Below are 21,818 nucleotides of genomic sequence, written 5' to 3' on the forward strand. Positions count from 1 at the left end.
GATCGACCCGGACGGCTTTCTTTGGCTGAACGATGATTGCTGCATCTCATTCGGCTCGGCGCGCGCCGTGAACTATATCTCGGACAGGGTCCGCTGGCGGGTCCACGCCGATCGCAAGGCTCAATCGGATCTCTCGCTCATCGTTCGCATGGATGCGTCCAATGCCGAGATCGTCGCCTATTACCTGCTGCCCACGGCCGACCTTGCCGAGACGAAGGTGAGGGTGCTCCGACTGTCAAGCCCTGTCTTTGCTACAGCCTGTCGTTACGATATCAGCTCGTGCTCACGCGAGACCGGAACCTGCTCCGGCGTAAGCTGGTGTTCGACGAGCTCGGCGGGTGCGCGACCTACATTCCGCCGGAGATCAGCTATGACGCTGAAGTGCCTCCGTTGCCGACGACGCCGGTGGCTCTCGACGACAGATCGCGACCGCTTCACGTTCCACCCCTCTGGAAGCCGGCTTTCGGCGGCAAGTCGGGAGGGAAGGAAGACGCTGAACCCCTGAGCCGGGTCGAGACCGCAAACAGCGCAGCCCGGGTCGAACCGCGCAAGCGAGGGTATTTCAATGCGCTGCAGATCTACGCTTACAGCCCCGGTGCGCTCTATCAGATTTACGCCGCACCGGGGCAGATCACGGATATCGCACTCGAGGAAGGAGAGCAGTTGACGGGATCGGGGCCGATCGCGGCCGGAGATACCGTACGCTGGGTCGTAGGAGATACCGAGAGCGGGAGCAGCGACACACGGCGTGTCCATATCCTGGTCAAGCCGACCCGTGCGTCGATCGAGACCAACCTGGTCGTCAACACCGACCGGCGCACCTACCTGATCGAGCTCCGTTCCCGCGAGCGGCCGTATATGCCATCCGTTGCCTGGTACTATCCTGAGACGGTACGCGAACGGTCGCGCTCAGCTGCCCTGAAACCCGTTCTTCCGGACCCGGTGCAGCGCATCTCCCGCTATGCCATCGAAGGGGACAGTCCTCCCTGGCGGCCGCTCGCCGCATATGACGATGGCCGCAAGGTCTATGTCGAATTCCCGCAAGGCATCGTGCAGGGCGAGATGCCTCCGCTCTTCGTCATTGGCCCGGATGGTAAGACAGAACTGGTCAACTACCGCGCCTACGGCAACGTGCTGATCGTGGATCGGCTCTTTGCAGCCGCCGAACTGCGGCTTGGTGGCGAGCACCAGCAGAAGGTCCGTATTGTCCGGACCGACGGGAGGCCGTCGTCATGAACACCCGAAATGGAAACGATCTGGAGCAAGCTGCTCCGCCTGACACACGCGAGGATCAATCCAGGAGCTTCCGCTTGAGAGCGGAGCACCCGCGCGTGACACGCTTGTCGCGGAAAGTACTGGCAGGAGGGAGCGCGGTCGCTCTGCTTGTCATCAGCGGAGCCGTGCTGTGGTCGCTGCAGAAGACTCGCCTGTCGCGCGGCGATCAGGATGGAAGGCAGCGTCAATCAAGGTGAGAGAGTTTCGCTGGGCTCGTGACGTAGGGAGGGCGTAGCCCGACCGGAGTTACGAGCCCAGCGTCGGCGCGATCCGAGGAGGACCGCGCCGACTGGTGATCGCGGCCGGCGGGGTTATGCAAGTGGTTCTTCCGCCAAGAGGAATCACTCGCGTGCCCGGCCGACACATCACAGATCACCAGATGAGGCTCTACATGAAGTACCGTCAGACCGATAGCCCGCCAGTGGCGGCGGCCAAGGCGTCATTCAGTGCGTCGACCGCCTATCGGATCGAGAGAGACCCCCGATTTCCATCGCAAAGGAAGGCGCCCCGCGGCCGGCGACGGCCGGACCCGTTGAGCGACGTGTTCGAGACCGAGATCGTCCCGATCCTGAAGGCGGCACCTGGCTTACGCCCGGTGGCGGTGTTCGAGGAGATGCTGCGGCGTCATCCGGATCTCGGCAGCGGTATCCGTCGTACCCTGGAACGTCGGATCCGTGCCTGGCGGGCGATCCACGGCGAGGAGCAGGAGGTGATCTTCCGCCAAACCCACGAGCCTGGCCAACTCGGCCTCTCCGACTTCACAGACATGGACGAATTGGGTGTTACGATTGCGGGTGCACCGTTGGATCATCGTCTCTATCACTTCCGTTTGGCCTATTGCGGATTCGAGCACGCCCACGTCGTGCTTGGCGGCGAGAGCTTCGTTGCCTTGGCCGAAGGCCTGCAGAATGCCCTCTGGTCGCTCGGTGGGGCGCCGCGGGAGCATCGGACCGACAGTCTGTCGGCCGCATTCTGCAATCTCGATCGTGATGCACGGGACGATCTGACGCAGCGATACGAGGCCCTTTGTGCCCATTACGGCATGCGGCCTTCCCGCAACAATCGAGGCGTTGCTCACGAGAATGGTTCGATCGAAGGGCCCCACGGTCATCTCAAGCGAGCAATCGCGGACGCCTTGCTGCTGCGCGGAACTGTCGACTTCGACGATCTTGCCACCTATCGCGGCTTCATCGACGAGATCGTCAGCCGCCGCAATGCCCGCAACGCCAAGCGGATCGATGGCGAGCGCGTGGTATTGCAGGAGCTGCCCGATCGGCGCACCTCGGACTACGAAGAGGTGATCGTCCGCGTGACGTCCTCGGGCGGCTTCACCCTGCGCAAGGTGTTCTACACGGTGCCATCGCGCCTGATCGGTCACCGGCTGCGGGTGCGCCTTTACGATGATCGTCTCGACGTGTTCGTCGGCGGCACCCATCTCGTCACCCTGCCGCGTGGGCGGCCGCATCCCAATGGCAAGTACGACCAGGTCGTCGATTATCGGCACGTGATCCATTCCCTGCGGCGCAAGCCGATGGCGCTTCTCAATCTGGTCTACCGAGATCGGCTGTTCCCGCGCGATGCCTATCGAAAGACCTTCGATCGCTTGCGCGAACGCTTGCCGGACAAAAAAGCCTGCCGGATCATGGTCGATCTCCTCGCGCTCGCTCATGAACGCGGCTGCGAGACCGAACTCGCCGATCAGCTCACCGCCGACCTTGAGGCCGGCCAACTGCCCGACCTCAACCGGCTACGTGCTCACTTCGCCCCCGATCCCGCCAACCTGCCGAACGTCGTGGTGCAGCTCGTGCCGCTTGCGACCTACGAATGCCTCATCGGTACCGCCGAGACCGGAGGTGCCGCATGAGCGTAACGAACACGGTTGATGCCGCGCGCCTCAATCTGTTGCTCAATGAGCTCCGGCTGCCTGCCATCAAGGTGCTGTGGGCGCAATTTGCCGAACAGTCCGACAAGGAAGGCTGGCCGGCCGGCCGCTTCCTCGCGACCATCGCCGAGCACGAGATCGCCGAACGCGGCCGCCGTCGGATCGAACGGCACCTTGTCGAAGCACGTTTGCCCGCCGGAAAGACCTTCGACAGCTTCGACTTCGAAGCCGTGCCGATGATCTCGAAGGCGCAGGTGATGGCGCTCGCCGCTGGTGACAGCTGGCTGGGCAAGGGCGCCAATTTGCTGTTGTTCGGCCCGCCCGGCGGCGGAAAGAGCCACTTGGCGGCAGCGATTGGCCTGGCCCTCATCGAGAACGGATGGCGCGTCCTCTTCACCCGGACCACCGATCTCGTGCAGAAGCTCCAGCTGGCGCGACGCGAGCTCAACCTCGAGGCGGCCATCAATCGTCTCGATCGCTTCGATCTCCTGATCCTTGATGATCTCGCTTACGTCACAAAGGATCAGGCCGAGACCAGCGTGCTGTTCGAGCTCATCAGTGCACGCTACGAGCGCCGCTCGATGCTGATCACCGCCAATCAGCCATTCGGCGAATGGAATAGGGTCTTCCCGGATCCCGCCATGACCCTCGCCGCTATCGATCGCCTCGTTCACCACGCCACCATCGTCGAGATGAACGTCGAGAGCTATCGCAGACGAACCGCCCTCGAACGAAAACGCGGTCCAGGACGGCCGCCATCGCACGCGACACCTAAAACCGTCGCTGATTGACGCTGCGCGACAATCAGAGTTCAACAAAACTCTTGCGCGCGACAATCATCGCGGCAATCATCATCAGGCCGCGACACTGCCTCGCCATCCTAATTGCCGCGCACTTCCTACCCAGATTGCCGCGCTACACTCGCCCTCGAGACCAGGCGGCCGATGAGTTTTACAGTACCGACCATCACAATATCGCCGACGGTATTACGGCGCTGCCGAAGGACTATGCTGGCGTTCCACGCCAGCCAATCCCCCAACTGGGTCCGCCACTTCCCGGGGACCTCGGTCGGCCGATCCTTGCCGCCCAAGGCCAGTCGCCGACGATCGGCGCTGATCCGGAACAGCAACGCCGGGATCAAGAGACCGAAGCAGCCCGCATCAGCCATCTGTTTGCTTCGACCACTGGGAGAGAAGCGCGTGAGCCCGCGGCTGCAGGGGGCGATCGCATCGCATCACAAAGCCCGACCGGTGCCAATGACGACGGATATGCGCAGAACGGTCAGGACCGCAAGCTTGCCTTCGTGAACGCCTCTGTGGACCGTCGCACAGTCAGCCCTGATCGCGTCACCAAGCCAGCTTCACCATATGTCGTGCAGGCTGGGACGGTTATTCCGGGAGCCCTGATTACCGGAATCAGATCGGACCTGCCAGGCCAAATTACGGCGCAGGTGACCGAGAACATTTTTGACACGCCGACTGGCCGGTTTCTGCTTGTGCCCCAGGGAGCGCGACTGATCGGGATCTACGATAGCCAGGTCACTTTCGGCCAGTCCCGTGTTCTGCTCGTTTGGACCCGGCTGACTATGCCGAATGGACGTTCAATCGCTCTCGAGCGGCAGCTTGGCGCTGACGCTGCCGGTTATGCAGGCCTCGAAGACCAGGTCGACAATCACTGGGGCGAACTCTTCAAGGCTGCAGCACTATCGACATTTCTGGCTGTCGGGACCGAACTGGGTGCCGGCTCGGACACCAACAGCAACGACAGCGCAATCATTCAGGCATTGCGGCACGGCGCGTCGGACTCACTGAACCAGACCGGACAGCAGGTAGTTCGGCGCAGTCTCAACATCCAGCCCACGCTGACTGTGCGACCTGGTTTCCCGGTCCGCGTTCTCGTCAATCGCGACCTCATACTTGTGCCATACGGAGAGTAACGCCATGCCCAAGCTTAGAATAGGAGCGCTGCCCGACGACAAGCCGGTCAAGGTCGCCACTGAGCTTCCAGCGTCAGTACATCGAGATCTCGTCGCCTATGCAGAGGCCTTGGCGCGCGAAAGTGGGCAGCGTATCGACCCGGCAAAGCTGATCGCGCCCATGCTGGCGCGCTTTATGGCCACGGACCGTGGATTTGCAAAAGCGAGACGATCTGGTCATTCCCCAAGGGCCGGCGAGGGTGAGGGATAGCGTTCTGCCAACAGATTGAGGAAACGCTTCAGAGCCGGATTCTCATTGTCGTCGCGCCAATGCGCATAGAAGTCCACCCGGCTTGGTCCCGTTCCGTCCTGCAACTCTCGGTACACAAGGCCAGCGAAGCTTGCACCAATATCCGATTCCATAGCCAGACTGAGCCCCATGCCCATACTCGTAAGACTCTTGATAATGCCACGGCTTACGTCATGGCGTTCTACTTTGGGGCGATCGTCGGGTAGTACGAGCTTCGAAATCAAGAGATCCTCAAGCTCTCGTCCTGGATCATACTCACTTAGAAGGATCTTTTCGTTACGCAAATCTGTCCAATAGACGATCTCGCGTGCCGCCAGGACGTGATCCTGCGGCAGCGAGATCAGGATGCGTTCGCTCCAGAGCAATAGTGATCTTGTGTCCTTTGAAGGCGGACGTCCTGGGCTAACGACAACGTCGACGGTTCCGTTACCGAGGGCAGTCATCAGACGGAAGCGTGAGCGTTCCATCGTTGCCAGTTCGAGCCCTGGTAGCAGCTTCTTGAGCTCACCTATCGTCGCTCGCAAATTGCCGGTGGACATGGATGTGAAGAAACCGACGACAAGATGCCCAGTATCGCCGCGGCCACCGGACCTTCCGGTGTCAACGAGCATGTCGACCTGCTCCAGGATTAGCCGTGCAATGCGCAAAATTGCGCATCCGGTCAACGTAGGCTTGATTCCCCCGCTTGAGCGCTCAAACAGTGAAGTGCCCACGAGGTGCTCGAGCTGAGCGATAGCACGGCTGAACGCGGTGTGCTTAATTGAAAGCGCTTCCGCGGCTCGTCGAAAGCTACCGTAGTCACAAGCGGCGACCGCAAGTCGAAGCTGTTGCAGGTCAATAGCTCTCGCTGCGTTTCGTTGGTCGTTCCTGGTCCCGATCTCGGTCATGTTCAGAGCTTCGTAGGGAGACCCGACACGACGTCCCCGCTCCGAGCGAGGACACATGTCTCGTTTGCCGGCGTGAATGGTTCTAGGCGGCCGCGGAGATCACTGGCCTCCAAAGAACCGGCGTCGACAGTCCGCCGGCCTTACGAACGTTCGCCAGAACCTCGTGCGAAGTCTCGAGGTACCCTGCCAGAGCCAATGTGTTGCCAATTGCGGAAGGATTGCCAATGCGCCGCAGGGGCCAACCGGCTCGTCGAAGGATTCTCTCCATCCGGACATCTGTGACGGTAACGATGTCGGTGAGTTGTCGTGAGAGCGCGAACTCGATCATTCCCGCAAACAGTTCGTAAGCCGCACAAGTGATGCCGTGATTGCCTTTCGGGGCGTCCGCGGCAACATCGATTGCGAACCTACTACTCTCCCAAACGAAAGGAGTTGCCGGCGCGGGTTGTCCTTCAAGGAGTGCAGGAAAAGCATCACGAAGCATGGTCGGGCCTAGCGTAGGAAGCAGGCGTACGGAACCTTGCACTTTTCCGTTCTCACCAATTCGTACTAGATAGTCGGGATGCAGCCCATCGAAATCATCGATCTCCATGTCGCCACTGGTCTGAACTTCCCATCCCATGCGCAGCTTGAAAACACGATGCCGTAACCGATGCATCTCAACTAGGGTGTTGGAAAGCTCTCCATATGAAGGCGGTGTGATCAACTGAATCATAGTCCCTCCAAGAGTGTCCATCAGCTCTCTTGAAGCGCGATTCTCGACTTCAGACATCACCTGTAGTTGTAGGGGAGGGACGTCCTAATTTTGCTTTCTTCTATTTGCAGCGGCGAGGCGCGTCACCGCTTGTGCGATCGTGCGAACACCCAGCTTTTTCTTCGCATTCTCTAAGTAATATGCGACTGTGTTCCGCGAGATGCCAAGAATGCACCCGATCTCCCAAGCGCTTTTCCCTTGTGCAGCCCATTCCAAGCATTCGAGTTCACGGGGAGACAAGCGTACTTCGCCAATGCAATGATCGCCCGAAAGTTTACGTCGAACGTGAGCATGGAAGTACAATGCAATGAGCTGAAGCACTCGCGCATGTGAATCAATGCATTTTTCGAACGGCAATCTTTGCAGATCGGTCGCAAAAGTCAGGGCTGCGATTGGACCGCGACCATCATGAATCGGGATCGTGAAACCGAAGCGGATGCCAAATTCGGAAGCCTGGTCGAGTAGCTTCCGTTGTGCCGATGAATAGGAGTTTGTCATCAACCCGGATCCCCATCGGAAAGGCTCTGGGTCTTGAAGAGCTTGAATTACAATAGGGTCTACTCTCTCGTAGTGATTGCGGAGATAGTAAGTGGTCCAATCGATAGGGTATGTCGAGATTACGCGCGGCTGCTTTTGCGACGCGTTGGGCAGAGATAGATAAGCAAAACAAGACAGATCAAGCGCGGCCACGGTCGAATCCATAGCTTGGCGAAATCCTTCGGCATTTTCAGCCTCCGACAGGAGATCGATGAAGGTTTGAAAGATCCGGTGCATTGTTGTGACCGTTGAGAGTTGGGTTGAACTTGGAAAGTGTCCGTCCGAAAAAATGAGGCGGCATCTTTGATCTCGGCAAGTTCGGACGGGCAAATAGAAATTTCCCGGTTTGCCGGCTAAACATCTGCATTCGATTCATGTCCAGGCTCCCGCACAAGTATTCGCTTGGTGGCAGAGCGATTGTCATCTTCCTGAACACCGCGCCAAGCTCTGAGGAAATTTCGTGTGTCATAATCGTTCACTCGGGTCTCGATTGACGTATTAGATGGCATCTCGTCGACAAGTCGGACTAGCTGAGCAATTTGGGTGCGATGGTCAGGTGTGGCCCCACAATGCGGGGTACCTCACGGGCTATGGTTGCGCTGCAGATGGTGGCGTGGATCGAGGATCGCGCCAAGAGACGCAAAACTGCTCGTTCCGAGAAATTGATAAGGTGGCCCGGCGCGGGCTAGCTAGTTGGCCTCATGTTTACGACGATTAGGCTTTCCCGCGCTCGGGGCTTTCTCAAGCTGCGGAGCGTGATCGAGTAAGCGCTGCAACAAATCAATAAGCTGGGCGCGCTCGCCTCGTGTCAGAATTTCCAAGAGATGCTCCTGCCGCTGCATGGCAATGGGCGCCATTCGATCGTAGACCTGCAGACCTTCGCGGGTCAGCGCAATCTTCTGCCGGCGAACATGAGTTGGATCTCGCGTTACTTTGACGAAACCTCGCGCTTCCAGAGCCTTCAAAGAGCGGCTAATCGCGGCTGTATCCGTACCCAATATTGTTGCGAGTCTCCGGCCAGAAATGTTTGGTCGCGACGACAGGATTAGTATGGCGCGCCACTCCATGATTCCGATCTGAAAGCGTCGTCGGAGATCGGCCGCCTGTGCCGACCGGTGGATAGCACTTATCGACGTCAGCAGCGCTGGAACGTAATTCCGAATGTCGATTTTGATGCGTCCCATCGTGCCATTTCTCTGGATTACTTGCAGCTAAGTTAGCTGTTCTTTCTTGCGAGCATCCCCGTTGCTGCTGGGCGACGGTTCTTTCGCGACGCACAATTCATCACACCGCATGCAGAATAGCAAACCGGCACCTGGCATGAGCGAGGAAATGTCGTTGACGCGCATTTCATGCTGTGTAATCAATATGGCATGTTGCGAACACAGCATGGCTCTGGCCATTGGAGTTGATTATGACCGCAAGTGTCGATGTCGCCCCGATGTATGATTTCAAGCCGCCGCTAAACATCCCGGTGCTGGACATCGACCCGTTCTCGGACCAGAACCTGATGGATCCGGTTCCCATGCACGACTTGCTTCGAGAGACCGGTCCAATGGTCTGGCTCTCGCGCTACAACATTGCAGCCGTATCGAGATTTGCGGATGTGAGGAAGGTTTACAGCGACTGGGAAACGTTTACATCGACTCGCGGCGTGGGCATGGCGGACTATGTCCGACACGGACGCTTCCGGCTGCCGAGTATCATTCTGGAGGTCGACCCCCCGGTCCACACGCAGAATCGCACCATCTTGATGCGCGCTCTTTCGCCCGCGGTCATGCAGACCCTGCGCGGGCGCTTCTTTCAGATTGCAAATGATATGGTCGATGCGCTGGTGGCGCGCGGCCAGTTCGATGCAATCGCCGATCTGACCGAGGCATATCCGCTGCGAGTATTCCCGGATGCGCTCGGTATGAAGCAGGAGGGACGGGAGAACCTGCTTCCCTATGGTGACATGGTGTTCAATTCCTTTGGCCCGCCGAACAAGCTCTTTCGCGATTCGGCGCCGCGCGCTGATATCGCTCACCCGTGGGTAAAAGAGCAGTCCTTGAGAGCAAACCTCGCGGACGGGGGGTTCGGAAGCATTATCTACCAGGCCGTCGATGCGGGGGAGATCTGCGAGGAAGATGGCGCAGCGCTCGTTAAGTCGTTTCTCACGGCGGGTGTGGATACCACCGTCAATGGGCTCGGAGCCGCACTCTACTGCCTTTGCCGCTTCCCTGGCGAGTGGGAGAAACTTCGCGCCGAGCCCACCCTTGCGCGGGCTGCATTCGAGGAAGCAGTCCGGCTCGAAAGCCCCGTGCAGACCTTCTTTCGTACAACGACCAAGCCAACTGAATTCGCGGGCTATCCTCTGCCAGCCGGTGCCAAGGTGTTGCTCTTTCTGGGGGCTGCTAACCGCGACCCTCGTCATTGGACTGACCCGGACAAGTACGATATTTCGCGCAAAACGGCCGGGCATGTCGGTTACGGCTATGGCATTCACGCCTGTGCTGGCCAACTCCTGGCGCGCCTCGAGGGAGAGGCCGTGCTGACGGCGCTGGCTACGAAAGTGCGCACGATCGAACTGGCAAGCGAACCCATTCGTCGACTGAACAACACCCTCCGCGGCCTGAAAAGCATGCCCGTCAACGTCAAGCCCGCTTGATATCCGATTAACTGCCGCACCAATCTGAGGATAACCTAACCCAGTGACAACGATTTCTCTTACTGCACTTGATGGAAGCACCACGAAGCTCCCGGCAGAGCCGGGAAGAACCGTTATGCAGATCATCCGAGACGCCGGGTTCGATGAGCTTCTGGCGCTTTGCGGTGGAAACTGTTCTTGCGCGACATGTCACGTTTACGTCGATAGCGGACAGATTCATTTGCTTGGATCTATGACTGAGTTAGAGGATGGACTGCTGGACGACTTGAGCCATCGTAAGCCGACATCCCGGTTGTCTTGTCAGATCATTTTCGCCGAGCCGCTAGACGGCCTGAGCTTGACGATCGCTCCAGAGGGATAGTCTCGCCCGTTCCTTTCAATCGATGACCGAGCCGCCGCTCCGGAATGTCCGAATTCGATCTTCTTGGAGTCGAAATAATGTCTCGGGACTAGCGGGAATACGGGGATTCCCCAGAGAAACGCAACGTCTCGCGCGGGGTTTGACCGAAACGGGCCCGGTAGGATCGTGCGAACTTGCTCATGTTGGTGAAGCCCGCCGCGCAGGCAAATTCACGCACAAGGCCTTTGCCGCCGGCCGCCTCGATCTCGTTTCGCACTTGATCCAGCCTGTAATCACGGAGAAATTCCATTGGAGAAACGCCGCGGAACTTTTGAAAGCCAACCTGGAGCGATCGCGCGCTAACGCCCGCCGCATTTGTAATTTCAGTCAGTGAGACTGGTCTACTGGAATGTCTCTTGATGAACTCTTCTGCCCGGCGGATATACCAAGGAACGGCAGCTGATCTCCGATGGTTCAAAATATCTGAGTAGTTGTGAGGCTGACTCAACAGAAGTGTTGACACGAAAGCGGCCTCCAGGGACCGATGAATCGGCAACCTCTCAGGTCCGATCACCGACGCACTTGCTTCGGCGCGCATAACATCGACTAGGGTCCGCAACGTGCGAATATGGTCCGAGCCGAAAGCCACTTCCATCTCGAAACGGAGAGGTCGTCGCAGGTCTTGCCCGATCAACCGACTGAGCTCTCGCTCGGCCCGACGACGATCGACTTTGATCAGAATCTTGCTGCAATCTGGGCTCCACTCAGTAGAGAACGACGTGTTGGGAGTTAGAATGCAGCCAACGTCGCAATTAGTCACGACATGCTGTCCGCCCTGCCTGGTAACGCTCTCTCCCGAGAGCAGCACTGCTAGTAGGAAGACATCGTCACCCATGCTTTCTGCGCGGACTTCCAGTTCGGTTCCATAGACCAAATGGCTGAGTGAAAGACTCGCGAACTGACTTTGCACAAGTCGTCCGCCAAAAGCACCGCGATCCCGGACAAGTAGCTTGTGCGGGCTCAAAAGCCGAGATGTCATTGAGACCATTTCATCTGCGTCGGCAGAGCTGAAGATCGACCTCATGCTTCGCTGCACCATAAAAGGTCTCCGTCATACCGCAAAATTGGAGCAAATTGCCCGCGACCTTAACCCTCGCTTATTGGCTCCGCACCAATTCGCCAATGGCCCAATGAAGGTTAGCCCAACGATTTCATTCACTTCAAGCATCAGTTTGCGAACCCATTTCACCCAAAACTGTATGGAGGTGATTCAACAGGTCGAGATCGCACAAGGACCGTTTGAATCCGAGCAGGCGCTCCAGGCATCGATTTGGGAAGGGCCAGGACCGGGACCTTGGCAGTACCAAACGTCAGAATGCCTTGAGAGGTGCTCGCCGCGCCACGCCTGTTGGCTTCGCGCAAGATATCGATGCGCATTTGGATCATTCTCTTCGCTTTTGGGCGAATTGCTCGACCCAGCAATGCCTATCGCCCCCGCGCTTCGTAAAGCGTCTCCCCATGCACCGTAGAGAAGCGTCAGCTGGACGGCCTGGATCATGGGACAGCGATCGCCGACAGGTCGACACCATCTCAGAAGCGTCGTCTGAGAACGACTCGTGCAGTTGATGATGTCCTGAACGGCGGATTGATGCCTGGCACTGTGTCATCTCGCCGGATGTGATGTGACGGATGCAAAGTCCTCCGTTCGCCCAGGAAAGCCAAACGATTCGCCCTTGGTTTATGCCCTTCGTTTTCGGCGCAGCGCGCGGAGCTCGATCGATTGCCATTGAGGGTGAGGCTCAGCTAACGTCTCTTTCGCAGTTGTCGGCGAAAGAGCGCCTAGACCACGGCGCAGAGTAGCAATGAAAACTGCACCTCAGCGTTTCGATGATTCTGCCAACATTGGTTCCAGAAAATTCAAATGAAGTGGCTGACGCGCGAGGATTTCACCAAGCAGTACGATGTAGTCATCGTTGGGGCGGGCCATGCGGGCGCCCAGGCAGCAATTGCGTTAAGGCAACACCAGTTCGTTGGCACGATTGCTATCGTCGGCGATGAGGCTGAACTTCCCTACGAGCGGCCGCCGCTATCCAAGGACTATCTTTCACAGGAGAAGGGGTTCGAGCGAATTTTGCTGCGGCCTGCGCGCTTTTGGGACGACCGGGAGGTCGACATGCTGCTGGGGCGTGAAGTCGACATGGTCGATCCGTCCGACAAGAAGGTAATTGCAAGCGATGGCAGTGTCATCGCCTACAATACGTTGATCTGGGCGGCCGGAGGTCGTGCGCGACGCCTGCCCTGCGCCGGGGCAGATTTACAGGGTGTCCATTCCGTTCGAACGCGGGCCGATGTCGACAATATTCTGGGACATCTGGAGGAGGTCGAGAAAGTCGTTGTGATCGGTGGCGGCTACATCGGCTTGGAGACGGCGGCCGTCCTTTCAAAGACCGGCAAAGATATTACCGTTTTGGAGGCGCAGGATCGTGTGCTCGCTCGCGTGGCGGGTCGGGCGATCTCGAACTTTTACGAAGCCGAGCACCGAGCACATGGCGTCGTCATCAGGGTAGACGCGGTCGTAAGGGAGATCGTTGGCGAACGCGGCCGCGTAGTTGGGGTACGCTTGGCCAATGGTGAGATCCTGGATTGTGGGATGGTGATTGTCGGGATCGGAATTGCGCCGTGCATCGACGCGCTCATCGCAGCAGGTGCTCGCTACGGCAATGGGGTGATCGTCGATGAATACTGCCGCACCACGCTTCCCGACATGTATGCCATTGGTGACTGCGCACTCCATGCCAACGCATTCGCAGGCGGCGCCGAAATCCGACTGGAATCAGTGCAGAATGCCAATGACATGGCGGCGACGGCCGCAAGAGCTGTCGTGGGCGAACTGACACCCTATCGAGTTCTGCCATGGTTCTGGTCCAACCAGTACGACCTGCGACTTCAGACAATTGGATTGTCGATGGGCTACGACGCGGAGGTCGTACGCGGGGACCCGGCGTCGCGTTCTTTCTCGGTGATCTATCTCCGCGATAGCCGGGTCATCGCGTTGGACTGCGTCAATTCCACCAAAGACTACGTGCAGGGTAAGCGTCTGGTCGAGAACGGAGTGCGTTCGGCGGCAGACGTTCTATCCGATACGAACCTCCCCTTACGTGACATTTCGTAGGAGTGGAAAAATCATGGGCCATGCGATCCAGATTGCAAGTGTCTTTGGAGGGCGAAGCGGTCTCAGGCAGCAAGATGAACGAAACCTGGTGGAACTGCGTACCGTGCTGCCCATCATCACCACGAGCGGCTTGGGCGGTTTCTAATGCCACCAATTGCTGCCCCTTGGACACGTCCATGAGCTCAGACAATCCCTGCTTATCAGGAGGAATTCCCATGCAGAAAGAACCCTTCGAATCCCGAATTGCTGAGCTGGTTTATCCGGATCACGTTCATCGCGATGTCTACACCGATCCCGAAATCTTCGAGATCGAGCTGGACCGGATCTTTGGACGCGCATGGATCTATGTAGGCCATGAGAGTCAGGTTCCGAACGCGGGAGACTATTGGACAACGCTGATCGGCAAGCATCCGGTGATCATGGTGCGCGATAAGGCGGGTAGCGTTCATGTGCTGCACAACCGATGCCCGCACAAGGGTGCCAAGGTCATAGCTGAGGGCTGCGGGAATACCGGGCCGATCTTCCGCTGTCCTTACCACGCTTGGACATTCAAGCTGGATGGATCTCTGATGGGCGTGCCTCACCGTAGCTGGTATGACGGGACCGGTTTTGATCCCAAGGGCGACGCATTCTCGATGCAATCGGTTGCTCGTGTCCAGTCCCATCGGGGGTTTGTGTTTGCAAGCCTGAGCAAACAAGGCCCGGACTTGAAGACATTCCTGGGCGGCGCGATCAGTACGCTCGACAACTTCGCCGACCGTGCTCCCGAAGGGAGAGTGATAGTAGCCGGGGGCGTCCAGCGCGTCTGGCAAGAAAACAACTGGAAGCTATTCCTGGAGAACATGAACGATACGGCGCACGCGCCCGCCACGCATGAGTCGTCGTGGACTGCCGCCAAGCAAACGGCGAAGAGCCGCTTTGGAGGGAAATCTCCGTTCCAGCTCCACATTATCGAAGGCAACGGCGAGCCGAACGCCTTCTGGGAATCACTCGACTTTCGCTGTTACGATTATGGCCATAGCTTCTTCGATGCCATCTTCAATGCCCCAGGCGACAGGATCTCGCTCGAGTATCGCGAACAGCTTGTCAAAGCGTATGGCGAAGAACGTGCCGAAGAAATCTTGAAGGTTAACCGGCACAACACAGTGATCTATCCGAGCTGTTCGCCTCATGTCGGCTTTCAGCAGATGCGCGTTATCCGCCCGATTGCGGTCAACCGCACCATGATCGAATTCTTCACCTTTAGGCTGGCGGGTACGACGGACGAGTTTTTCCAAAGGACGATCAACTACACCAACATCGTCAACTCGCCGTCATCCGTCGTGATGGTCGACGACGTCGATCTCTACCGCCGCTGTCAGGAGGGCATGCTTTCGGATGGCGGCCAATGGATCAGTCAGCACCGCAACTTCGGCAAGGACATTCAAGGGGACCACGAAACCATCGGAAAGGGCGTAACCGAACTTCCAATGCGAAATCAATTTGGCGCCTGGAAAAAGTACATGGGGCAACCGGTAAGCCCCAGACCCAACGAACAGGTCACGGCGGCGGAATAGGTGCACAAAGATGAAGGCGATCAAGCTACAGGATAATGGATCGAGTCCTGCAACACAGACGACACCGGAGCTTCAGCACGAGATCGAGCAGTATCTTTACCGCGAGGCGGCACTCCTGGACAATCGCGATTGGGAAGGATGGGAAGCGCTGTTCGCAGAGGACGGCACCTATTGGGCGCCGCTAGCTCACGGCCAGACGGACCCACTCAATCACGCCTCGCTGTTCTATGAGGATGCCATGATGCGCGAAGTGAGGCGGCGACGGTTGGAGCATGTCCACGCGTGGTCGCAACTGCCGGTTACTCGTACCGCGCGCGTTCTTGGAAACGTGATGATCCTGTCGGGAGGGAGGGGCGAGGGCAAGTTGAGCGTGCGCTCGACTTTCCAACTGACTGAATGGCGCGCGCGGCGAGATCTTCGCCAGCTCGCGGGGCACTACACGCATTCGCTCATCCTTGTCGAAAACAAGTGGCGCATACGGCAGAAGCGTGTCGACCTAATAAATTGCGACGGTATTCATCACGCACTCGAGGTGTACATGTGATCAGACGGAGCCCTCGAAGCACTGCCCTCGTGGCTTTGCATTATCAGAATGACATCCTTCATCCTGATGGCCGGATCAGGCTCGGATTCGGTCAAGATGCAGAAAATAGGAAAGGCGTGATGGACGCAGCTAAGCGCTTGCTGCTTGGGGCACGAGCGGCGTCCTTGCCGATCGTACATGTCCGGACTGCAAGACCGCGTGCTGCGGGTACTTTTTCCGAGAATGCGCCAATTTTCCGTAATGTTGTCGCTGCAGGCGCCGTTGTAGAAGGTGAGTGGGGTTCGGAATTTTTCGAGGGACTCGGTCCAATATCAGACGAAACCGTCGTGGTTCATAATCGAGTTAACGGCTTCTACGACTCGAATCTTGAGATGCGCCTGCGCGAGTTGGGCGTCACCCGTCTGATTCTATCAGGTGTCGCCACAAACTCATGCGTGGAGCACACCGCGCGACACGCCGCCGATATGGGTTATGAGGTGATCGTCGCCGAGGACGCATGCTCTGCTTCGCGCCCGGAGGTGCACGAGGCCGCGCTATTCAACATCAGCCTCATCGGCTCAGTCGTCACGGTCAACACCCTCGTTGAAGCGGGGTTCGAATGATACGTCTGGATGGTCGAAAGTTTGTCGTTACGGGGGCGACCCAGGGACTGGGCGCTGACATAGCCGAATGCTTGATTGAGGCAGGCGCTTTCGTTGCCATTGTAGGGCGAGGTAAGGAGAAGGGAACGGCATTAGAGCGGAAACTGGGGCCACGGGCCCGGTTCATAGAGGCTGATCTTTCGTTAGATCGGGATATCGAGGCATGTGTCGAAAATGTCATCAGGCTGTTCGGAGGCATTGATGGCCTCGTCAACAACGCCTGCATGTACGACGATCCCGGATTGACGGCTACTCGGGAACAGTGGCATCGGTTGCTGGACGTGAATTTGATCGGGCCGGCGATTCTCACGGCACAGGTAGTCGACAGCATGCCGCCTGAGGGCGGTGTCGTCGTGAATATCAGTAGCATTGGCGGCAAATCCGGTGCTGCCAACCGTATGTTGTACCCAGCTTCCAAGGCCGCGATTCTGCAGATCACAAAGAATCTTGCGGTCACCTTGGCGCCACGGAACATCCGAGTCCTCTCGGTCTCGCCGGCGGTGACTTGGTCTCCTAGCGTCGAGGCGGTTACGGGGTCGATCGAAAAAGCCGATCAAAGGGGCGCTATTCTTCATCCCTTGGGCCGGATCGGTCGTGGCCGGGAGGTGGCGAACGCTGTCCTGTTCGCCTGTTCGGAATTTGCTAGCTTTGTAACGGGTACCGACATTGCGGTCGATGGCGGCTTCACCAGTCTCGGGCCCGATCAAGGTTTAGGACCGCGCGCCTGGTTGTCTGGCGTGCCTGTCCGTCAGTAGTGTCAGCCGCGTTCAAACGGGCTTTCCTTGAAAGAATTTCGCATCGATCGCGTGATGCAAGACGTCTAGGAGACCTGGCGATAGCGGAAGAGAGCTGCTGAGTAGCAGGTAACAGCGCTGTAGTGGGATACTGTGCGGTCGAGCTGCCAAGCGCCGCGCAGTCCCGTTTAGATGTCCAGTGCACAGGCGCTTCGAGTTTGCGGCTCGCCCGCGAAGACCGAGCCAGTTCGAGGCTGAGAACGATCCGTTTGATCGTAGTGCGAAGTCCCGGGAAACCCACACGGCAGAAGGATGATCGGCGTCGCCGGATCATGAGAAACTGTGACGTCATAATGGCGCTACCACGTTACGGTTGCGAAAGCCAAGGCGCTTTGGCGGCCCTCCATGTTCTCACAATCGGTGCTTGCGTCCCGTCATCCTAGAGCCGCGTTGCCGCCATGGCGACGAGCGCGTTGTCCCGGTAGACGTGGCGGCAAGCGCATCTGGTCTACTCGCGCAGCAAATGAACCGAATGCGAACCAAAGCGCGGCGGCTTCTATAGCGAGCTTGCGTCGTATCCGGATCGATGGTTTGGGAAAGAGTGAAAAGAGCGCTCCGCTGCACGCGACAATTCCCTGGTCGTTGAGATTCAGTATGAAATCGTTGCATCAATTCACCCGGGCCCGCCGCATAGCCAATTCGTCACCGGTGCAACAGTACAAACGTCAGCGCTTCTGCCTCGTCATCAAGAGGCCTGACGAGAGTACCTGAGATGCGCTGCGTAGTGGCTGCGAGGATGCAAAGAGGTGTTCCTTCCTCCTTCAAACAGTTCCGTACTTGTTTGGCGAACGTGGAAACTCGCCACGCGAGTCCGGCAGCAAGCAGATCGGCATTCCGGCAAGGAGAAGTCGGCTTCGTTGATTTTAACTTTAACAGAGCTTGGGAAATAGAAAGGGCGCAAAATTGAGTGACAGCAGAGAGTATAAGATCAAGGGTATCCGTGTTGAAACCAGGGCTCCAGCGAAGTCAGCAGGTAAGCCGCGGCCACCGATTTTGTTCGTCCATGGGGGATGTCATGGAAGTTGGTCGTGGGAGAAGTTTCTGCCGTATTTTGCCGATGCCGGTTGGGAATGCCACGCGCTCAACTGGTACGGCCACAACGGATCTGACCCCCATCCGAAGAACGACCTCATTCACCGCAGCATCGCGGACGTCGTCGAAGAGATCTCGCTTGTGGCCGGCCAGTTCGAAGCCAAGCCGATCCTCATCGGCCACAGCATGGGGGCGTTGGCGTCTCAGAAGTTCGCTGAGCAGAACTCGTTGGCAGGATTGGTGTTGAGCACCTCGGTCGTTCCTTCGGAGGTCGGCGGTGCGAAAATCGATGTGCCGGTGGATTTTAGCCGCCCCTGGGGCCCGCCTCCCTTCGAGCTGGCGATGCAGCTCTTCTTCCAAGGGCTCACCGAAGATGAGGCCCGGCCCTACTACGAGCGCTTGTGCCCAGAGTCGCCCAAAGCGGCCTACGAAGCCACTCGCTGGAGCGTGTCGGTCGACAAGACTCGCGTGTCGGGCCCGATCCTCGTCCTTGGCGCAGAACTGGATGTCTTGACGCCGCCGTCGACCTCTCGAGCACTGGCCGATTTCTATGGAGCAGACTACCGATACCTGCGTGGGCGCGGTCATAACTTGCTGCTTGAACCGGGATGGCAGGAGACAGCGGGCCTTATTGCCCAATGGCTGGAGCGATCGGTGGTTTAGTCTTTGCAATCTACCCGGCCGGCCCGCAGATCTGAGATTGCGATTGACGGAGGGCACGCCACTAAAGGGCGTCGATCGAATACTGGACGGTGGAGGCACACGTCCATCTCCATCCGTTTGAGATGAACGAGCTCCGCTAGCAGACCGGCTGTCTGCCTCCTTCCTAGACTTGGCCGCCGCTTTGCGGCGGCCAAATTTTTTGGTTGAATCGAGGGGCGTGGCTCTTGGGTTGATACCCCGGACGTTTGCGAGGCGACGATATTGGATCATCTTGGCTGTGAAGCCACCAAGAACGCAATGCGGCGGGGCCGGGGGTGTCTAGGGTGCCGGAAATCTACATCAGCCTCTCTTGGCCGTTGAACGAGAACCTAGATGTCTCAGCTCGCCCGAGCTGCGTAGCTCTGCCTAGCCCGATCGCCAGAAACGTCTGTGAAGGATGATAAAGCTCCGACTCCCATACCAATTGGCACTACGCTGCTTCGGCCAGTCCGACAATGAAGACCGTTTCACCCCAACCTTATTCGCTTCTGGAGCATCCGCTTCGTTTGAGGGCTAATATGCCCTCGTGAGATTAGTTGCTGACGCATCCTGCGACCGATAACTTCTTTAGAACAAAGGTACGGCAAGTGCGGCGCGACTCGCACAAGGCGGAGCTCCCAATGACTGAATTATCGGATGCGGTCGGCGTAACCGAAGATCCCCGCGTGGCGCTGCGGGATCGTTACGGTCCCCCTCTCGATCTTGGTCTGATGGCGCACATTGACCACCTGCACATGCACTATGCCGACTTCATCCGCCGCAGCCCATTTTGCTTGCTTGGGACGAGCGACTTGCAGGGCCGGCCTTCGGTGTCACCGAAAGGCGATCAGGCCGGCTTTGTTCATGTTGTCGACGCGCACACGATCCTCTTTCCTGATCGCCCAGGAAATAATCAGATTATTTCGATGCAGAACATCGCGATCAATCCAAAGGTTCAACTGATCTTTCTCGTGCCGGGACGCCTGGAGACGTTACGAGTGGACGGCTTGGCGACCATCTCGACCGATCCCGATCTACTCGAGCGCATGAGTTTTCGCGAAAAGCTGCCGAAGTCGGTAGTTGTCATCAAGGTCTATGAAGCCTTCATGCATTGCGGAAAATCGGTCATGCGCGCTCAGCTCTGGGATCCGGCAACTCAAGTAGCCAAAGGAGAGATGGCAAGTATTGCCCGCATCACCAAGGATCTCTGCCCCGATGCGCCTTATAGCTACGAGCAGATGGAGGAATTGACGCCAGTGATCTATCAAGCGACGCTCTATTAGCGAGATCCAAAGAGGATGAATGAACCTCCTCCGAATGAGTGGACACCTGTAGTAGGCTCGTTGAGCCTGGAGGTGTCGAATGGAACGTCCGCGTCGGTCATTTACTGAAGAGTACAAGCGTGAGGCCGTCGATTTGGTGGTGTCGAGCCGCCGCTCGATCGGGTCGGTGGCCAAGGAGCTCGGTCTTCGCGACTCGGTGCTGCGACGCTGGGTCGATAAGCTCCGGCGCGAGCCGGCATCGGTGGCGTGGCGCCCCACCACGCAGGCGACGCCGATGTCGGCGGACCAGGCTTCGGAGATCGCCCGGCTGCGCCAGGAGAACGAACGGCTGCGCATGGAGCGCGACATTTTAAAAAAGTCGATCGCGATCTTCGCCGGAACCCGGACATGAGCTTCCGCTTCATCGAGGATCATCGCGACACCTATCCGGTACGATTGATGTGCGCCGTGCTCGAGGTCTCGCCGGCTGGCTATTACGCCTGGCGCGATCGCCCCGTGAGTGAGCGGACAAAATCCAATGCCACGCTCTTGGCTGCGATCCGGCAGGTCCATCGGGACAGCAGCGGGCGCTACGGCAGTCCCCGCGTTCATGCCGTCCTGCACAGGCAGGGTCGTGGCGCCAGCCGCGGCCGGATCGAGCGGCTGATGCACCAGCACGGGATCCGCGCCATCATGGCACGGCCACGCAGGGTGCGGACCACCGACAGCCATCACGACCTGCCGATCGCACCGAACCTGATCGCCCGCGACTTCACCGCCAAGGCCCCGAACCGGGTCTGGCTCACCGATATCACCTAGATCCCCACCGCGGAGGGATGGCTGTATCTGGCTGCCGTCATGGATCTGTTCAGTCGAAAGATCGTCGGCTGGGCCATGCGCGATCATATGCAGGTCGAACTCGCATCCGCGGCCCTGACGATGGCGATCCGGCAGCGACAGCCGCACGCCGGACTGATCCACCACTCCGATCGCGGCGTCCAATATGCTTCCCACGCCTATCGCAGCGCGCTCTCGGGCGCCGGCATCACCGCATCAATGAGCCGCAGCGCCAATTGCTACGACAATGCACCGATGGAGAGCTTCTTCCATACCCTGAAGACTGAGCTCGTCCATCATCGCAACTACAAGACCCGCGCCGAGGCCCAGCGCGATATCTTCGCCTTCATCGAGGGCTTCTACAACCGAACAAGGCTCCATTCCGCCCTGGGATATATCCCCCCAGTCGAGATGGAGCTAAAAGCCGCTTAACCCGTCCACTTTTTCGGGGGAAGATCAGAATCACTCTTTCGGCCTCGCGTCAACTTGCGGCTCTCGGTCGAGAAAAGCTCCCCCAAGCGCTGCACAAAAGGTGTTTCTCGGCGATTGCGTTATCCGGCCGAGCTGTGCTCGGCTTGGGAAATCAATGTCGATTAGTGCCCCATCACGAGCAAGTCGTTGATCGTCATCTGATCAGCGTCAGCGGTGAATGCGTCAGTTCGTGCGGTACACACGTTCTTTCACACCTGGCGATCCCGCAGTCACAGAGTTCACCCCGAGCATTCTGAGCGCAGGTTGCGTCCCGGTTGTTG

General features: G+C 58.3%; 20 protein-coding genes and 2 pseudogenes. 17 read left to right on the top strand and 5 right to left on the bottom strand.

The annotated features are described in order from the left end of the window. Nucleotides 1-279: 279 nt before the first annotated feature. The 6 genes and pseudogenes from trbG to ACWAT4_RS11750 all read left to right on the top strand — a co-directional run bounded on the left by trbG (nt 280) and on the right by ACWAT4_RS11750 (nt 5,343). Nucleotides 280-1,236 carry a P-type conjugative transfer protein TrbG gene (trbG, locus tag ACWAT4_RS11725; RefSeq protein ID WP_449730575.1) on the top strand — a complete coding sequence of 319 codons (957 nt, stop codon included), beginning with the start codon at nt 280-282 and terminating at the stop codon, nt 1,234-1,236. Further along, nucleotides 1,233-1,427: pseudogene (locus ACWAT4_RS11730) on the top strand (TrbI/VirB10 family protein); the annotation flags it as partial. The gene trbG and the pseudogene ACWAT4_RS11730, both read left to right, overlap by 4 nt. 197 nt (nt 1,428-1,624) lie before the next feature. Further along, nucleotides 1,625-3,139, top strand: a complete 1,515-nt coding sequence (istA, locus tag ACWAT4_RS11735) for an IS21 family transposase (protein ID WP_433995304.1) — start codon at nt 1,625-1,627, stop codon at nt 3,137-3,139. Continuing rightward, nucleotides 3,136-3,948, top strand: coding sequence for an IS21-like element helper ATPase IstB (gene istB / locus ACWAT4_RS11740; protein ID WP_208764263.1), 813 nt, complete (start codon nt 3,136-3,138; stop codon nt 3,946-3,948). The genes istA and istB overlap by 4 nt, the downstream gene beginning before the upstream one ends. Further along, nucleotides 3,945-5,093, top strand: coding sequence for a TraB/TrbI/VirB10 family type IV secretion system protein (locus tag ACWAT4_RS11745; protein WP_449730576.1), 1,149 nt, complete (start codon nt 3,945-3,947; stop codon nt 5,091-5,093). Before istB ends, ACWAT4_RS11745 begins: the two co-directional genes overlap by 4 nt. Before the next feature lie 4 nt (nt 5,094-5,097). Further along, entirely contained in the window at nt 5,098-5,343 is a 246-nt protein-coding gene (locus ACWAT4_RS11750) for a DUF2274 domain-containing protein (protein WP_128918413.1), read from the top strand. Here the strand turns inward: ACWAT4_RS11750 and ACWAT4_RS11755 are convergent. The 4 genes from ACWAT4_RS11755 to ACWAT4_RS11770 all read right to left on the bottom strand — a co-directional run bounded on the left by ACWAT4_RS11755 (nt 5,310) and on the right by ACWAT4_RS11770 (nt 8,744). Then, entirely contained in the window at nt 5,310-6,269 is a 960-nt protein-coding gene (locus tag ACWAT4_RS11755; RefSeq protein ID WP_449730577.1) for a LysR family transcriptional regulator, read from the bottom strand. The genes ACWAT4_RS11750 and ACWAT4_RS11755 overlap by 34 nt on opposite strands. 82 nt (nt 6,270-6,351) lie before the next feature. Beyond that, complete coding sequence (locus tag ACWAT4_RS11760; protein ID WP_449730578.1) at nt 6,352-6,984, bottom strand: acyl-homoserine-lactone synthase; 633 nt, start codon at nt 6,982-6,984, stop codon at nt 6,352-6,354. An 84-nt stretch (nt 6,985-7,068) separates the two neighbouring features. Further along, the gene (locus tag ACWAT4_RS11765) at nt 7,069-7,797 is read right to left on the bottom strand and encodes a LuxR family transcriptional regulator (RefSeq protein ID WP_449730579.1); all 729 of its coding nucleotides are present in this window, start codon (nt 7,795-7,797) and stop codon (nt 7,069-7,071) included. Between the two features lie 452 nt (nt 7,798-8,249). Beyond that, entirely contained in the window at nt 8,250-8,744 is a 495-nt protein-coding gene (locus ACWAT4_RS11770) for a MarR family winged helix-turn-helix transcriptional regulator (RefSeq protein ID WP_449730580.1), read from the bottom strand. A gap of 230 nt (nt 8,745-8,974) precedes the next feature. Here ACWAT4_RS11770 and ACWAT4_RS11775 point away from each other — a divergent pair, with 230 nt between their 5' ends. Beyond that, complete coding sequence (locus ACWAT4_RS11775) at nt 8,975-10,207, top strand: cytochrome P450 (RefSeq protein ID WP_338311062.1); 1,233 nt, start codon at nt 8,975-8,977, stop codon at nt 10,205-10,207. A gap of 115 nt (nt 10,208-10,322) precedes the next feature. Further along, on the top strand, nt 10,323-10,568 hold the full coding sequence (locus tag ACWAT4_RS11780; protein ID WP_449731197.1) for a 2Fe-2S iron-sulfur cluster-binding protein: 246 nt from the start codon (nt 10,323-10,325) through the stop codon (nt 10,566-10,568). A gap of 88 nt (nt 10,569-10,656) precedes the next feature. On the opposite strand, the gene ACWAT4_RS11785 is transcribed toward ACWAT4_RS11780, so the two are convergent. After that, nucleotides 10,657-11,631 (bottom strand): AraC family transcriptional regulator, encoded by a 975-nt coding sequence (locus ACWAT4_RS11785; RefSeq protein ID WP_338311060.1) that lies wholly within the window; start codon nt 11,629-11,631, stop codon nt 10,657-10,659. An 837-nt stretch (nt 11,632-12,468) separates the two neighbouring features. Here ACWAT4_RS11785 and ACWAT4_RS11790 point away from each other — a divergent pair. The 9 genes and pseudogenes from ACWAT4_RS11790 (at nt 12,469) to ACWAT4_RS11830 (ending at nt 21,498) form a co-directional block, all read left to right on the top strand. Then, complete coding sequence (locus ACWAT4_RS11790) at nt 12,469-13,719, top strand: NAD(P)/FAD-dependent oxidoreductase (protein ID WP_338311058.1); 1,251 nt, start codon at nt 12,469-12,471, stop codon at nt 13,717-13,719. A gap of 13 nt (nt 13,720-13,732) precedes the next feature. Further along, nucleotides 13,733-13,864, top strand: coding sequence for a hypothetical protein (locus ACWAT4_RS11795; protein WP_449730581.1), 132 nt, complete (start codon nt 13,733-13,735; stop codon nt 13,862-13,864). Between the two features lie 70 nt (nt 13,865-13,934). Continuing rightward, complete coding sequence (locus tag ACWAT4_RS11800; protein ID WP_338311056.1) at nt 13,935-15,275, top strand: aromatic ring-hydroxylating dioxygenase subunit alpha; 1,341 nt, start codon at nt 13,935-13,937, stop codon at nt 15,273-15,275. A gap of 10 nt (nt 15,276-15,285) precedes the next feature. Further along, entirely contained in the window at nt 15,286-15,819 is a 534-nt protein-coding gene (locus ACWAT4_RS11805; RefSeq protein ID WP_449730582.1) for an aromatic-ring-hydroxylating dioxygenase subunit beta, read from the top strand. A 29-nt stretch (nt 15,820-15,848) separates the two neighbouring features. After that, nucleotides 15,849-16,421, top strand: a complete 573-nt coding sequence (locus ACWAT4_RS11810; protein ID WP_449730583.1) for a cysteine hydrolase family protein — start codon at nt 15,849-15,851, stop codon at nt 16,419-16,421. Further along, on the top strand, nt 16,418-17,215 hold the full coding sequence (locus ACWAT4_RS11815) for an SDR family oxidoreductase (protein WP_338311053.1): 798 nt from the start codon (nt 16,418-16,420) through the stop codon (nt 17,213-17,215). The genes ACWAT4_RS11810 and ACWAT4_RS11815 overlap by 4 nt, the downstream gene beginning before the upstream one ends. Before the next feature lie 942 nt (nt 17,216-18,157). Continuing rightward, on the top strand, nt 18,158-18,949 hold the full coding sequence (locus ACWAT4_RS11820) for an alpha/beta hydrolase (RefSeq protein ID WP_338311052.1): 792 nt from the start codon (nt 18,158-18,160) through the stop codon (nt 18,947-18,949). Between the two features lie 659 nt (nt 18,950-19,608). Further along, on the top strand, nt 19,609-20,250 hold the full coding sequence (locus tag ACWAT4_RS11825; protein WP_338311051.1) for an MSMEG_1061 family FMN-dependent PPOX-type flavoprotein: 642 nt from the start codon (nt 19,609-19,611) through the stop codon (nt 20,248-20,250). Between the two features lie 79 nt (nt 20,251-20,329). Beyond that, nucleotides 20,330-21,498: pseudogene (locus tag ACWAT4_RS11830) on the top strand (IS3 family transposase). Nucleotides 21,499-21,818: the final 320 nt, after the last annotated feature.

This window comes from Bradyrhizobium sp. T-1 (assembly GCF_053592855.1).

What these genes read in the sequence shown, in the direction of transcription:
- ACWAT4_RS11750 (WP_128918413.1), top strand. Translation starts at nt 5,098, where the DNA reads ATGCCCAAGCTTAGAATAGGAGCGCTGCCCGACGACAAGCCGGTCAAG.
- ACWAT4_RS11775 (WP_338311062.1), top strand. Translation starts at nt 8,975, where the DNA reads ATGACCGCAAGTGTCGATGTCGCCCCGATGTATGATTTCAAGCCGCCG.
- ACWAT4_RS11795 (WP_449730581.1), top strand. Translation starts at nt 13,733, where the DNA reads ATGGGCCATGCGATCCAGATTGCAAGTGTCTTTGGAGGGCGAAGCGGT.
- istB (WP_208764263.1), top strand. Translation starts at nt 3,136, where the DNA reads ATGAGCGTAACGAACACGGTTGATGCCGCGCGCCTCAATCTGTTGCTC.
- ACWAT4_RS11765 (WP_449730579.1), bottom strand. Translation starts at nt 7,797, where the DNA reads ATGCACCGGATCTTTCAAACCTTCATCGATCTCCTGTCGGAGGCTGAA.
- ACWAT4_RS11825 (WP_338311051.1), top strand. Translation starts at nt 19,609, where the DNA reads ATGACTGAATTATCGGATGCGGTCGGCGTAACCGAAGATCCCCGCGTG.
- ACWAT4_RS11800 (WP_338311056.1), top strand. Translation starts at nt 13,935, where the DNA reads ATGCAGAAAGAACCCTTCGAATCCCGAATTGCTGAGCTGGTTTATCCG.
- ACWAT4_RS11790 (WP_338311058.1), top strand. Translation starts at nt 12,469, where the DNA reads ATGAAGTGGCTGACGCGCGAGGATTTCACCAAGCAGTACGATGTAGTC.
- ACWAT4_RS11755 (WP_449730577.1), bottom strand. Translation starts at nt 6,269, where the DNA reads ATGACCGAGATCGGGACCAGGAACGACCAACGAAACGCAGCGAGAGCT.
- ACWAT4_RS11770 (WP_449730580.1), bottom strand. Translation starts at nt 8,744, where the DNA reads ATGGGACGCATCAAAATCGACATTCGGAATTACGTTCCAGCGCTGCTG.
- ACWAT4_RS11805 (WP_449730582.1), top strand. Translation starts at nt 15,286, where the DNA reads ATGAAGGCGATCAAGCTACAGGATAATGGATCGAGTCCTGCAACACAG.
- ACWAT4_RS11785 (WP_338311060.1), bottom strand. Translation starts at nt 11,631, where the DNA reads ATGAGGTCGATCTTCAGCTCTGCCGACGCAGATGAAATGGTCTCAATG.
- ACWAT4_RS11780 (WP_449731197.1), top strand. Translation starts at nt 10,323, where the DNA reads ATGCAGATCATCCGAGACGCCGGGTTCGATGAGCTTCTGGCGCTTTGC.
- ACWAT4_RS11815 (WP_338311053.1), top strand. Translation starts at nt 16,418, where the DNA reads ATGATACGTCTGGATGGTCGAAAGTTTGTCGTTACGGGGGCGACCCAG.
- ACWAT4_RS11760 (WP_449730578.1), bottom strand. Translation starts at nt 6,984, where the DNA reads ATGATTCAGTTGATCACACCGCCTTCATATGGAGAGCTTTCCAACACC.